At 44.1% G+C, this 12,468-nt stretch carries 14 protein-coding genes; 9 read left to right on the plus strand and 5 right to left on the minus strand.

Translation table 11 applies throughout. The features are described 5' to 3' along the window. Nucleotides 1-17 precede the first annotated feature (17 nt). From ECA1_RS03950 to ECA1_RS03965, 4 genes are read left to right on the plus strand one after another with little or no spacing between them, the layout of a single operon-like run. Nucleotides 18-1,523, plus strand: a complete 1,506-nt coding sequence (locus tag ECA1_RS03950; protein WP_060791797.1) for a sulfatase family protein — start codon at nucleotides 18-20, stop codon at nucleotides 1,521-1,523. Between the two features lie 18 nt (nucleotides 1,524-1,541). Further along, nucleotides 1,542-2,654 (plus strand): radical SAM/SPASM domain-containing protein, encoded by a 1,113-nt coding sequence (locus ECA1_RS03955; protein WP_060791798.1) that lies wholly within the window; start codon nucleotides 1,542-1,544, stop codon nucleotides 2,652-2,654. Then, nucleotides 2,651-3,427 (plus strand): sulfite exporter TauE/SafE family protein, encoded by a 777-nt coding sequence (locus ECA1_RS03960; RefSeq protein ID WP_010747752.1) that lies wholly within the window; start codon nucleotides 2,651-2,653, stop codon nucleotides 3,425-3,427. The genes ECA1_RS03955 and ECA1_RS03960 overlap by 4 nt, the downstream gene beginning before the upstream one ends. Nucleotides 3,428-3,442: 15 nt before the next feature. Further along, on the plus strand, nucleotides 3,443-4,306 hold the full coding sequence (locus ECA1_RS03965) for a formylglycine-generating enzyme family protein (RefSeq protein ID WP_060791799.1): 864 nt from the start codon (nucleotides 3,443-3,445) through the stop codon (nucleotides 4,304-4,306). 51 nt (nucleotides 4,307-4,357) lie between these two features. Here ECA1_RS03965 and ECA1_RS03970 read toward each other — a convergent pair whose 3' ends face one another. The 4 genes from ECA1_RS03970 to ECA1_RS03985 form a co-directional block, all read right to left on the minus strand. Continuing rightward, the gene (locus ECA1_RS03970) at nucleotides 4,358-5,200 is read right to left on the minus strand and encodes a hypothetical protein (RefSeq protein WP_060791800.1); all 843 of its coding nucleotides are present in this window, start codon (nucleotides 5,198-5,200) and stop codon (nucleotides 4,358-4,360) included. A 180-nt stretch (nucleotides 5,201-5,380) separates the two neighbouring features. Then, nucleotides 5,381-5,596: a DUF378 domain-containing protein gene (locus tag ECA1_RS03975; protein WP_236596069.1), complete on the minus strand. Its 216-nt coding sequence runs from the start codon at nucleotides 5,594-5,596 to the stop codon at nucleotides 5,381-5,383. A gap of 28 nt (nucleotides 5,597-5,624) precedes the next feature. Beyond that, a complete protein-coding gene (locus tag ECA1_RS03980; RefSeq protein ID WP_015509287.1) occupies nucleotides 5,625-5,969 on the minus strand; it encodes a YrhK family protein in 345 nt (114 codons plus the stop codon). A gap of 19 nt (nucleotides 5,970-5,988) precedes the next feature. After that, nucleotides 5,989-7,122, minus strand: a complete 1,134-nt coding sequence (locus ECA1_RS03985) for an alcohol dehydrogenase catalytic domain-containing protein (protein ID WP_060791802.1) — start codon at nucleotides 7,120-7,122, stop codon at nucleotides 5,989-5,991. A gap of 288 nt (nucleotides 7,123-7,410) precedes the next feature. Here ECA1_RS03985 and ECA1_RS03990 point away from each other — a divergent pair, with 288 nt between their 5' ends. Continuing rightward, nucleotides 7,411-7,695: a hypothetical protein gene (locus ECA1_RS03990; protein WP_026008050.1), complete on the plus strand. Its 285-nt coding sequence runs from the start codon at nucleotides 7,411-7,413 to the stop codon at nucleotides 7,693-7,695. A gap of 55 nt (nucleotides 7,696-7,750) precedes the next feature. Here ECA1_RS03990 and ECA1_RS03995 read toward each other — a convergent pair whose 3' ends face one another. Beyond that, a complete protein-coding gene (locus ECA1_RS03995) occupies nucleotides 7,751-8,269 on the minus strand; it encodes an isochorismatase family protein (protein WP_010747758.1) in 519 nt (172 codons plus the stop codon). A gap of 242 nt (nucleotides 8,270-8,511) precedes the next feature. Here ECA1_RS03995 and ECA1_RS04000 point away from each other — a divergent pair, with 242 nt between their 5' ends. The 4 genes from ECA1_RS04000 to ECA1_RS04015 all read left to right on the plus strand — a co-directional run bounded on the left by ECA1_RS04000 (nucleotide 8,512) and on the right by ECA1_RS04015 (nucleotide 12,331). Beyond that, nucleotides 8,512-9,828 (plus strand): ABC transporter substrate-binding protein, encoded by a 1,317-nt coding sequence (locus tag ECA1_RS04000; protein WP_008379010.1) that lies wholly within the window; start codon nucleotides 8,512-8,514, stop codon nucleotides 9,826-9,828. A gap of 132 nt (nucleotides 9,829-9,960) precedes the next feature. Beyond that, nucleotides 9,961-10,872: a carbohydrate ABC transporter permease gene (locus ECA1_RS04005; protein WP_005234717.1), complete on the plus strand. Its 912-nt coding sequence runs from the start codon at nucleotides 9,961-9,963 to the stop codon at nucleotides 10,870-10,872. Further along, nucleotides 10,872-11,732: a carbohydrate ABC transporter permease gene (locus ECA1_RS04010; protein ID WP_005225484.1), complete on the plus strand. Its 861-nt coding sequence runs from the start codon at nucleotides 10,872-10,874 to the stop codon at nucleotides 11,730-11,732. The genes ECA1_RS04005 and ECA1_RS04010 overlap by 1 nt, the downstream gene beginning before the upstream one ends. Next, the gene (locus tag ECA1_RS04015) at nucleotides 11,729-12,331 is read left to right on the plus strand and encodes a hypothetical protein (protein WP_060791803.1); all 603 of its coding nucleotides are present in this window, start codon (nucleotides 11,729-11,731) and stop codon (nucleotides 12,329-12,331) included. Before ECA1_RS04010 ends, ECA1_RS04015 begins: the two co-directional genes overlap by 4 nt. Nucleotides 12,332-12,468: the final 137 nt, after the last annotated feature.

A 12,468-nucleotide genomic window follows, 5' to 3' on the forward strand; every position in this document is an offset into this window, starting at 1 on the left:
AAGAAGGAAAGAATGCTATGCGAGCAATTATGCTGATGTTTGATACTCTGGCTAGAGATTTTTTATCAAACTACGGAAACGATTGGATCAACACGCCAAACTTTGAACGGCTAAGAGAAAAAACGATTACGTTTGACAACTTTTATGGTGGCAGCATGCCTTGTATGCCAGCAAGAAGAGAACTTCATACAGGTCGTTACAATTTTATGCATCGTTCGTGGGGTCATTTAGAACCGTTTGATTCGTCAATTTTTGATACGCTGCAGCAAAATGGTGTCTATTGTCATTTGGTAACCGACCATTCCCATTACTTTGAAGATGGCGGTGCCACTTATCATAACCGTTATTCCACATGGGAAGGATTTAGAGGACAAGAAGGTGACCGATGGGTTCCAAGAAAACAGGCAGAGAATCATCCACCGCTGAATCCGTTAAATAAAAGTGGTATTTCTGTGGAACAGCATTTTGCGAATCGAACACGGCAAGCAGTAGAAGAAGACCTGTCCACGGTTCAAACGATCCAAGCCGGCTTGGATTTTTTGGAACAGTACAAAAATGAAGATCAATGGTTTTTGCAAGTCGAATGTTTTGACCCCCATGAACCATTTTATGTGCCAGAAACCTATCGCAAATTGTACCAGGAGACACCAAATGAATCACCTTACTTTTGGCCAAAATATGGTCGTGTAACAGAAGACGTTGGCGAGCAGGATTTGATTGAGCTGCAAAAAGAATACGCAGCGTTGATCAGTATGTGTGACCATCACTTGGGACGAGTGCTGGACTTTATAGAAAAAAATAATATGTGGGAGGATACCTTGATCATTGTGAATACCGACCATGGCTTTTTGTTAGGGGAACATGACTGGTTAGGAAAAAATGTCGCACCGATGTATGAAGAAATCATCCATCTGCCCTTTTTCATCAGTTACCCACAGGCTGAATCGGGAACCCATACTCAAGTATTGAGTCAAACCATCGACATTCCAGCAACTTTATTGGATTATTTTGAAATTGAGAACACCTTAGATATGGATGGCAAATCTTTGCTGCCTGTGTTGAAAAAACAGCATTCGCAACCGCTCCATCAAGAAATTATTTTTGGTACAAACGGCGGTCATGTCAATATCTACGATGGTCGTTATGTGTATATGCGTGCATCGGTTCACCCTTCGAATGGACCAATCACCATGCAGACGCTTAGTTATGCTTCATTGCGTGGTTTTTTGAATAAAGAGGTCTTAGACAGCATGGTCTTGAAAGAGGGCAATCGATTTACAAATCATTTTCCTTACACAGAAGTTGAAGTTTCCACCTATATCGATTCTTATTCAGTAGGCCACTTGCTGTTTGATCTAAAGAATGATCCAAAGCAGTTAACACCGCTTCATGACCCACTGATTGAACAAGAAATGATTCAGAAATTGATTAAAGTAATGGATCAGATTGAAGCCCCTGAAAGCGAGTATCAGCGCTTAGGTTTAAGCAATAGTCAGAGGCAGACAATTGCACAAAAGAATTAAAAAAGCGAGGAACAACACATGAAACACATCTCCGTATTGATCAAGCCAGCATCCTCTCTTTGCAATCTGCGCTGCACCTATTGCTTTTATGCCAACGTCAGTTCCTTGCGCGAAGTGCGTTCCTTTGGCAAAATGAAAGAGGATGTAATGGAAAAGATGATTGCAAACATTTATGCAGACTTAGAAGCTGGCGATCATTTGACGTTGGCATTTCAAGGCGGAGAGCCGACGATGGCGGGGCTGAGTTATTTTAGAAAACTAACGGCTTATGTTGCGGCGCAAAAAAAGCAAGTGACAGTGCACTATGCGATCCAGACCAACGGCATGGTGATCAATGACAAGTGGTGTCGTTTTTTGAAAGAGCATCGCTTTTTAGTCGGGCTGTCGATCGATGGGCATCCGCTTGCGCACGATCGGCATCGATTAGACGCCAAAGGGCGGGGAACCTTTGCGCGGGTTTTACAGACCAAGCGGTTATTGGATGCCTATCAGATCGAGTACAATGTCTTGTGCGTGTTGACAAATCCGTTAGCAAAGGAAGCCCAGCGTGTGTTTGACTTTCTCAAGGAAGAGCAGATTGCATTTGTGCAATTCATTCCTTGTTTGGCTGATTTGGATGCCACATCAACCAACGACTATGCCTTGACACCAAGAGCCTTTTCTGGCTTTTATCAGCAGCTGTTGGCGTTTTGGCTGCAGGAATTGAAGCAAGGGCGCTACCTAAGTATCAAGCTGTTCGATGATTTACTGAATCTATTGGTGCGGCAGCAAGTAACTGCCTGCGGGATTCTAGGCAATTGCCAAGTGCAGTATGTGATCGAAGCCGACGGCAGTGTCTATCCTTGTGACTTTTATGTATTAGATGAGTTTCGCATGGGCTATATCCAAGAGCAAACGTTACGGAAATTGTTTTCTCAAGACTGTTCACAGCAGTTTTTGTGCCAGAAAAAAGACATGCCTTCGAAGTGTACGCAATGTCCTTTCCAAAAAATGTGCCGAGGAGGCTGTAAACGAATGAAAGATGCAATGTACGTGGATAGTGAGGGTTTTTGCGGTTATCAGGAGCTGTTAAAAGACTTCACACCTAGAATCAATGAGATACTGGGGCTTTTGCAAGGGGTGAGACAATGATCGGACTGATTTATTTTCTCGTGATCGTCTTAGCAAATGCCGTAGGGGCAGTTTCGGGCATGGGGGGCGGCGTGCTGATCAAACCGATTTTCGATTTTATCGGCGCCCATTCTGTTGCTGCGATCTCTTTTTACTCGGCGACAGCGGTCTTCACGATGTCCATCGTTTCGACAGCTAGACAATTAGCCAGTGGACGGAAAATCAATTGGTCGATTGCCTTGTGGGTTTCTGGCGGCGCTGTGTTAGGCGGTGTTTTAGGCAATGTTGCCTTTGAACGGTTATTGCTGGTCTTTCGAGATGACAAGATGGTTCAGCTGATCCAAATCCTTGTGACCGTGCTGACACTATTGTTTGCTTTTTTGTATACAAAATATAACTGGCGCGGGTTTGCGTTGGAAAAAGTCGGCTGGTATGCAGCTTGTGGCTTGATTCTCGGCTTTCTAGCCAGTTTGCTGGGGATCGGCGGCGGACCCATCAATGTTTCTTTATTGATGCTGCTGTTTGCCATGCCGATCAAAGAGGCGACAATTTATTCAATTTGTACGATTTTTTTCTCACAGCTGGCAAAAATTTTGACGATCGCTTTTTCGACAGGTTTTGGTGCGTATGATCTGCAAATTTTGTGGTTTGTTATTCCAGCCGCGATCGTGGGAGGACTATTAGGCGCCAAGGCCAGCAACGTCCTGTCACCGCAGCGAGTGACACTGGTATTTCAAACTGTGATCGTGCTGGTGTTACTGATCAATCTGTACAATGGCTATCAATTATTGTAAAAAGGAGGCAAACAGATGCCCACGATTCCAGCAGGAACTTATCGAATCGGCACGAATACGATGGACGGCTTTGCCGAGGATCTTGAGGGACCGCAAATCAGCCTCGACAGCCCAGCATTTGCCATTGATGCCACGACGGTGACGAACCAAGCTTTCCAAGTTTTTGTGGAAGCAACTGGATATGTCACAGAAGCCGAACGCTTTGGCTGGTCGTTCGTTTTTCACTATTTTTTAAGTGAGCAAACGAAACACCGCAGTCAAAAGATACCGAATATGGCTTGGTGGTACGCAGTTAGTGGCGCAGATTGGCGTCATCCTGAAGGACCTGATTCAACGATTGCCCAGCGGATGGATCACCCAGTGGTTCAGGTGTCTCGCAACGATGCGATCGCCTATTGCCAATGGGCAAAAAAACGCCTCCCGACAGAAGCAGAGTGGGAGATCGCTGCAAAAGGCGGGACAAGTTTTGAAAAATATCCTTGGGGAAGGGAATTTTTGGCAGAAAATACCTATCATTGCAATATTTGGCAAGGAGAGTTTCCAAAAAGCAACACGCGAGCAGACGGCTTTGCCAATACAGCGCCAGCGAAATGGTATGAGCCCAACGGCTTTGGTCTCTATCAAGTGATCGGCAACGTCTGGGAATGGTGCGTCAATCCTGCCCGCATCCCGCTGACACAGTTTCAACAACAGACGGGACAAACCTTTTGGGCAAGGAATCAAACACAAGATGATCAACTGTATGCGACTCGCGGTGGTTCGTTTTTGTGCCATGAATCCTATTGCAAACGATACCGAATTGCCGCTAGAAATGGTAATTCTGGGATGTCGGCAGCCAATAATTTAGGGTTTCGGTGTGTCAAAGACTTGGATCCGTAAACCGATAAAAGCAAAAGCGGCACCTATTCACGAAGATAGGTGCCGCTTGTTTTATTGCCATTCGGATTGATAATTTCCTTTGAGATCATAAACATAATTGATCTCAGTGCGATTACGAATCCCATTTAAACCAACGGTCCAAGTCCATTCACCTTGGAAGCCGTTTAAAATGACGATGCTGACGCCAGGGACATAGTGATCCAGCTGAGCTGCTCGTGCCTCAGAATCCTTGATGATCTTGGGAATGACGCCCCAATCGATGGCATCAAAGGCAATGGTATCTTCCATCGAAAGCTCGATCGTATCGTCGTCTTTTTTCCATTTGGTCAACAGATTTTCTGGGTAATACCAATACTCGTCTTGCAGGCCTGTGTTTGGATTGATCACTCGCGCAACTGCATAAATGCCGCTTTTTAGCGGGACATTTCGGATGTGAAAACTATAGCTGACCAGTTGCAGCTCTTTGTCCTTGAGTGAGGATTGATTCGGCAGCGCAGCCATAATTTCTTTGGCACTGGCTTCTTCTCGAAAGAGTTGGCGGTCTACAGGTAAAAAGGTGGAAACTACGCCAATACAAAAGAGAATCACTGGCAGCAAGAGCAATGAGAATAACCAATAGAATGGCGATTTTTTGCGTTTCTTGATGCCGATGATCAGACCGATCAAAAAGACCAGCAGGATCCCTGCTACCCAAAAGTAGGGGAACAAACGAATGATCTGATGCCTGGTTTCAACGACTTGGTATTCATTCAGACCAAACCAATTTTCTGCGATGGTGAGGTTATTTAAAACAATGATTCCGCCAATAATACTTAGAATAAATAAGAAAATCAATAGCAAAAGTATCCGGCCGAGTATCCGACGTATCAGTGAGGGTCTAGTAGGTGGGGTCATGAGTCACGTCCTTTTTATTTTTTCGAAAATAGTAGGTTAAATACAAGAGTAGTACAACTAGTGTTTTTTTTCAATGATTGTAGACAAAAAAACTGCATCCACAGATGCGACCTCAAAACGTTAGACCAAAAATCTAACTTTTTAGGGTCAGGATACCGCAGATGCAGGTTTTATTTTCATTTAGTCGAGTGTTTGTTGGCGGGCGATAGCTGGAAAGAATTTCAGGCTATACAAGGCGCTGATCCCAACTAGAATATAAATGACGCGGGCAATGATCGACGTGCTGCCGCCGGTGATCGCTGCGACAAGGTCAAACTCGAAGGCGCCGACCAGCAGCCAATTGATACCGCCGATGATCATTAAGGTCAGTGCGATCCCATCAAATGTTTTTAACATAGGAAACTCCTCTCTAGTTGTCGTCCCATCAACGTTCATCGTCGGTGATGGTGACATCTTTTTCTTTCTCGCCTTCTTGATTGCGCTCATTATAGATATAGACATGGCGAACGATTTTAATCAGTGGGCGAATGGTCAAAAAGACTCCGCCGATCAAATAGGCGATCGTTCCGTATATCGCAGGCAAACTAGTTAATGAAACGATACTTCCGAAAATATAAAACAAGCCCGTCAAAATATCATTCGTAAGTGAGATCAACATGTAGCGATTTTGAAAATAGATGCGAAAGCGACTTGCCTTGATGATCACATCTTCTTCTTTTCCCGGATCGAATTGATGTTCACTCCGTTTGATTTTTGGCATAGGTGCCATCACTGCTCCTTTATTTGTACTAAGGTTTCAAGACAACTTTGATGTTCTTGTCTTCTTTTTTGTCAAAAATGTCATACGCTTTGGCAGCATCTGCTAAAGGCATCGTGTGGGTGATGATCTGTGACGGGTCAAACAAACCGTCTGCAATCATGTCATAAATTTTTGGCATCAAATGGATCACAGGTGCTTGCCCGTGTTTGACATCGATGTTACGCATAAAGAATTCTTGCAATGGATAAGAAGAAGCTGGTGTCATGTAAACGCCAGTGATTTGGACGGTACCAAATTTTTTGACTGCTTTGGCGGCCATCTGGATCGGTGAGATCGTTCCACTTTGCAAGCTGACTAGGTTTTTGGCTTTTTCTTTGACGGGTTCTAAACCATCCATCCCAACACAGTCGATGATCACATCAGCGCCACCTTTGGTCAGCTCATACAGTTCATCAGCACTAGTAGCCAAATCATCCAATTGGAATGTTTCGACTTGATTGTAGCTGCTGGCTTTTTCTAAGCGATGAGCAACAGGGTCCACGGCAATCACCCGCTTAGCGCCTGCCATCACGGCAAATTTTTGGGCAAACAACCCAACTGGGCCTGAGCCTAAGACGATCACGGTATCATCCTTTTTGACGCCAGCATTTTGGACACTCCAATACGCTGTAGGTAAGATGTCAGATAAAAACAATACTTTTTCATCAGGGATCGTTGATTCAGGTACGATAAACGAGGTGAAATCTGCGAAAGGAACCCGCAAGAATTCGGCTTGACCGCCCCAGTGGTTACCGTTCATTTTTCCGAAACCGAATAAGCCACCATACAATGTATCTTCTGAAGAGTTGTCACATTGACTTTCCATTTCATTTTGACAAAAGTGGCAATGGCCGCACCCGATATTGAAAGGGATGACGACACGGTCGCCTTTTTTTAGTTTCTGTACTTGACTGCCAACTTCTTCGACAATACCCATTGGTTCGTGACCAACGACATAGCCTTCTTCCAAAACCGAGCCGCCATGGTGGTAAAGGTGGAGATCAGAGCCACAGATTGCGGTTGCGGTGATTCGGATGATCGCATCCGTCGGTTCTAAAATCGTTGGATCTTCTACACGACGAACGTCCATTTTTTGATTTCCTTGCCAGGTTACTGCTTGCATCATTTTTCCTCCTTGCTTGTTCAGATAAGTTCGGACAATCACTAATTTTTTCAACAACACGTTTTTACTTTTTTAGTAACAGATAATTTAATTCTGCAAGGATTTTAACGATTTGACAACGAAAACGCTCAAAATGGTTGATTTGTTTTTTCTTCATCAATGGTTTGAAAAAAGAAAAACAGATGATTTGCTAAAAAAGTGAAAGCGTGACACTATTAAAGGGAAGCATGCATGCGTTACGAGTATCTAACGGAACCTGCATCAACCAGTGACAAGAAATGAGGAGGGATGATCATGGATCTAACGATTCGAGGAAAAGCTTCCTGCACCAATTGCAATGAAAACTTTGATGGGAAGCTGGTCGTTCATTTACAAGAAGACAGCGAGGGGCAATTAACCATGGTACCACCGTTGGAAACGAATGAATTGGCAGAAGATGAAATCGCTATTCATTATGCTTACGGGGAAGTGAAGGAAGCCATCGAAGGAACCTTCGTATGTCCAAACTGTCAGACTGAAAATGAGGTTCGGATTGAAATTCCGACCGAGCTATTAGATGGCTCAATGAATTAAATGAATAATCAAATTGAAAAAGCTCTCTGTTCCTTGAACAGGGAGCTTTCGTTACCTATTGGTCATTGGTTTGTTTTGTGCCATCAATGATTTGGACATTGAAGTCTCGTAAGATGTCGAGTCCTTGTGACTCGTGGTTTTTACCAGCGACTAATGTTTTATTGATAGTAAAATCAGCGTCAGGAAAGGCGCTTTGGATCTCGATGGTATTGGAAAGGACACAGATGTTGGTTTCAACACCGGTGATTTCGATTTTCTTTTCTTCTTCAGGTTCAAATAGATTTTTCTTAATGTCTATCAATACCTCAGGTGGAATACTGTAATAGTATTTCTTGACGACTTTTTCATTTTCGAGAGGCTTAAGTTCTGGGATCAGCTGCAGGGCATCGGCTTCTTCATCAGGTGTTCCTTTGACTTCGATTGGAATGTCGCGGGTGTGTAAGATGTACTCCCCATCCGCCCGTGCTTGTTCTAGGCGCTTGGCGATTCGTTTGACGAGAGCGGCGCCATCTGGCACATACGCTTCGTTCTCTTCATCGAGAATTTGGTTTTGCATATCGACAATGACTAGCATGTGGTTACTCCCTTTCTATAAACATCGTTTGTCAAATGGACTGACGTGAGGTTGAAAAATAGGTGCTATTTCTATGATGCCCCACTTTTTTTATATTTTCAAAGAAAACGCTCTTCTTGTCGAGAAACGGTAAAAACGTTATTTTTTTATTCGAATCACGATGCTTTTTGTTTGCTGAAAAGAAGAAGTAGTGATAGCTTTTAAATAGTACATTAAAAATAAATGAAAGTAGGTTAGGTTAAATGAGAAAGTTATTTTATATGGGGACTTTGCTTTTTTCAGTTGGTGTACTGGCGGCAGGATGCGGCAACAGTGAAACCGCTGATTCCTCGGGGAATGAGTCAGCAGATGGCAAAACGACGTTGGACTTTTGGTCCTTCTGGGGGTCTGGTGCAAGACAAGAAGTAATTGAAGAAATTATTGATGATTTTAATGCGTCACAAGATAAAATCGAGGTCAAATACAGCTACCAGCCTTGGGGCGATATTTGGACAAAATCACTGTCGTCAATCACTGCTGGCAATCCACCTGATGTTATTGTACAAGATATCAATTCTGTTGCTCAGCGGGCAGAAGCGCAGCAAGCAACGAATTTAAGCGAGTATATCGAAGAGGGCTTTTCTGATGAATTTTATCCGCAATTATGGGATACGGTGGAGTACGAAGGGGATGCCTATGCCGTTCCATTCAATACAGATACGCAAGTGATTTTCTACAATAAGACACTCTTTAAAGAGGCTGGTATCAGTGAAGAGCAACTGCCACAAACGTGGGAGGAGTTAGAAACAGTTGCTCGTAAATTAGATGTCAAAAACGGTGATGACTTTGAGCGGATCGGCTTTTACCCATTGTGGAATTTAGGCGCTGACGTGTGGGCGTTGAATGCCGACGATGGCGTCAGCTGGTTTGACAAGGACGAGAACGTCAAAATCGATACAGACAACAAAGTGGAAGCGTTGGAATGGATCTTAGACTGGCAAGAGTATTATGGTCAAGATACCATCAATCGCTTAGAAGCTGAATTTGGTTCAGGGGTTGCCGATCCATTCATTTCTGGATTAGTGGCGATGCGTGCGCAAAACATCAACTACTACTCAAGTTTGGCGGAAAATGCACCAGATGACTTTGAATTTGGGGTCATTCAAATTCCTGAAAAAGAAAGCGGCTCTGGTCACTGGTCATGGGGCGGCGGGTTCGTCCTAGAAGTGCCATACGGTGCCAAAGATCCTGAAGCGTCCTATGAGTTTATCAAATACTTGTCGACACCAGAAGTTCAAGAGAAATTTGGTGAGAAGAGCTTTGATATCATGGCGAATCGGACAGCCAACGAAAACTTGGTCAACAACGACAATCTAGATGAAAACGGCCAAATGATCTACCAAATGGCGGATGAAAACTTTGCCAATACGGTGATCACGCCTGTGCCATTGACAGCGCCTGACTTCAGCAGTCTTGTCAATGAACAGATCGACCAAATCATGCTAGGCAGCAAAACACCGGCTGAAGGGTTGGCAGATGCGCAAAAAGCGGTGGAAGATCTTGTTGAGCAAAACAAATAAACCTCAAAACGAGCGTTTTTAAAAAAGAAGGAAAGTCCAGTCGGTTAGCGGACTGGGCTTTGCTTTCTGCTTTGCGAAGCGGACATGTTTTCTTGAACAAACAATGAGTAAAAATAGAATGGAGTGGAAGGAATGCCAAAGAAGCGTTCAAAAAGTAAACGGCAAGAAGCTCTTTGGGGCTACTTCTTCGTAGCACCATTTTTGCTTGGGTTCGTGGTGTTTATGTTAGGGCCCATGCTGTTTTCCTTCGTAGGAAGCTTTACCGATTACAATCTGACTTCGAAAATGAATTTTATCGGCTTTAAGAACTTTACCCGCATGTTCACGCAAGATACCCTGTTTTGGAAATCTCTCTATAACACGGCGTATTTTGTACTCTTCAATGTTCCCTTAACCACGTTGTTCAGTGTCTTTCTAGCCACGTTATTGAATCAAAAAATCCGCGGAATCAGTTTTTTCCGAACCACCTTTTACTTGCCAGCGATCCTTTCAGGGGTTGCCGTCTACGTCTTATGGATGCAATTATTATCTCCTTCCGCAGGATTGATCAATACCTTCTTGAGCTGGTTCAATATCAAAGGTCCAGCATGGCTGTTTGATCCTGAATGGACGAAACCAGCGTTGATTTTGATGAAGATTTGGAGTTCGGGGGGCGCGATGCTCTTGTATCTAGCTACCTTGCAAAATATTTCACCGACGCTGTACGAATCGGCTGAGATCGATGGGGCGGGAGTCTGGGCGAAATTCAAAAATATTACGATCCCTTTGATCACGCCAATCATCTTCTATGATGTGATTACTTCAACGATCGGTTCTTTTCAAATTTTCCAAGAAGCATACGTGATGACCAAAAATGGTACCGGCGGTCCTGCAAATTCGCTGCTCTTCTATAATTTGCATATGTGGAACAAAGCCTTCGTCGCCTTTGATATGGGCTATGCGATGGCCATGTCGATGATCTTGTTCTTGATCGTCTTAGTCTTGACCTTTATCAATCTCAAGCTGGCACCACGCTGGGTTCACTATACCGGAGGTGGCAGCTAATGGAAATGACGACAAAAACACGAAGCAAATCAAGCCAACAGCGAGTCAAAAAAATCATCAGCTATGTGGTGATGTCGATCATCGGGATCGTGCTGCTGATTCCGTTGCTGTGGATGGTCTTTACGTCATTGAAACCGATGGAGGAGATCGTGCGCTACCCGCCGACCTTTTTCCCAGAAGAAATCAATCTTGGCAATTATTTGGAGACTATCAACGCCTTTCCATTTTGGCAGTATGCAAAAAATACGTTATTCATTACCGTCTTAGTGGTCTTCGGGAATGTCTTATCAAATTCCTTCATTGCTTATGGGTTTGCAAAATTGGCCTTTCCAGGAAAAAATCTGATCTTTGCCCTCGTCTTGTCTACCATGATGATTCCTGGCTTTGTGACGATGATCCCGCAATATGTCTTGTTTTCCAAAATCGGCTGGGTCGGCACCTATCTGCCGCTGATCGTTCCAGCGTTTTTCGGCAACGCCTTTAACATTTTCTTGATGCGGCAGTTTTACTTGTCCGTCAACAATGAATTGATCGAAGCCGCTAAGATCGATGGCGCCAATCATCTTTATATTTGGAGCCATCTAATGATCCCATTGACGAAACCCGCGCTGATCACGATTGCCATCAACTCCTTCAATGGGGCGTGGAATGATTTCTTAGGACCATTACTGTATATTCAAAACCAAGAAAAGTACACGCTGCAGATTGGCCTGCAAGTTTTCCAAAACCAATCAACGACCCAGTGGAACTACTTGATGGCAGGAGCAACGCTTGTGCTATTGCCAACGATCTTGCTGTTCTTCCTCGCTCAACGCTACTTTATTGAGGGAATGGATCTGACGGGAGGCTCCAAAGGATGAGAACAAAAGTTACCCCGCAACGCTTAAACCAAGCGCTGTTGACTGGCATCAACTGGCTTCCGCATTTACTGGTTTTACAAGGCATGTGGCTGTTGTATTCCTTGCCTTTGATCACGAGTACCACCGCTAGTCGAGCATTGATCGAGACGTTGACGGAACTGCGTAACGATGGCTTGGAGGCAAGCAGCAAAGCTCGTTTTCAGCAAGCATTTCATCAGCAGTGGGCAACAAGAAAAGGGCAAGACCGTTTGCTCAGTCTATTCTTCTTGCTGCTTTTAGCGGACAGCTTTGTCTTTAGCCGTCTGCAGCACCCGCTGTTTCAAATCGCTAGTTACGCGTTAGCGTTCACCTTTGGCTTGTTTTGCTTGGTCTTACTTTATCAAACGAGGCTGCTTCACACCTATCCGCAGCAGTCCAGCTCATTGTTTTATAGTTTTTACCAGTTTGCTCGTTCACCCAAACGAGTACTGGCGCATCTTTTAGCAACAGTGACGCTTGTCTTGACCTTTTTGCTGTTTGGTCCAGTCTACTTATTGGTCTTAGGGATCAGCACCTTGTATTTGGTCAATGTCTTGCTCTGTGACCAAGCGCTCAAATAGAAAACAAACGGGTATCCCGAAACTTCCTTAGTGAAAAGCTAAGGAGTTTCGGTTTTTTGTGAAGAGAAGGTTGACAGGGTCAAAAATTATGCCTATGCTGAATGTAAATTTAGTAAACAGTAAACAGATGAGGTGTA

It is taken from the genome of Enterococcus casseliflavus NBRC 100478, assembly GCF_001544095.1.
In the GTDB taxonomy this organism is placed as follows: Bacteria; Bacillota; Bacilli; order Lactobacillales; family Enterococcaceae; genus Enterococcus_D; species Enterococcus_D casseliflavus.